This is a genomic window from Pseudomonas sp. SIMBA_041 (assembly GCF_046535095.1).
GTDB classification, from domain to species: Bacteria; Pseudomonadota; Gammaproteobacteria; order Pseudomonadales; family Pseudomonadaceae; genus Aquipseudomonas; species Aquipseudomonas mucoides.
Genome location: NZ_JAWRXJ010000053.1, coordinates 1 through 435, shown reverse-complemented (window position 1 = coordinate 435; position 435 = coordinate 1). Strand labels below are relative to the sequence as shown.

The 435-nt window shown below is 52.2% G+C and carries 1 pseudogene; it reads left to right on the top strand.

Annotated elements, in window-relative coordinates:
• A pseudogene (locus tag SB725_RS30195) lies at positions 1 to 435 on the top strand (DNA polymerase domain-containing protein); the annotation flags it as partial.

The window sequence follows — 435 nt, the reverse complement described above, 5'->3', positions numbered from 1 at the left end:
GTGGGAAACCGGTGAAGGTCTGTAACGTGTTGCGAAATACTCTATGGAAGACGCGAAAGCGACCTACGAACTGGGTAAAGAATTCTGCCCGATGGAAGCGCAGCTGTCTCGTCTGGTTGGTCAGCCGCTGTGGGACGTTTCTCGTTCTTCTACCGGTAACCTGGTTGAATGGTTCCTGCTGCGTAAAGCGTACGAACGTAACGAACTGGCGCCGAACAAACCGGACGAACGTGAATACGAACGTCGTCTGCGTGAATCTTACGCGGGTGGTTTCGTTAAAGAACCGGAAAAAGGTCTGTGGGAAAACATCGTTTCTCTGGACTTCCGTTCGCTGTACCCGTCTATCATCATCACCCACAACGTTTCTCCGGACACCCTGAACCGTGAAGGTTGCCGTAACTACGACGTTGCGCCGGAAGTTGGTCACAAATTCTG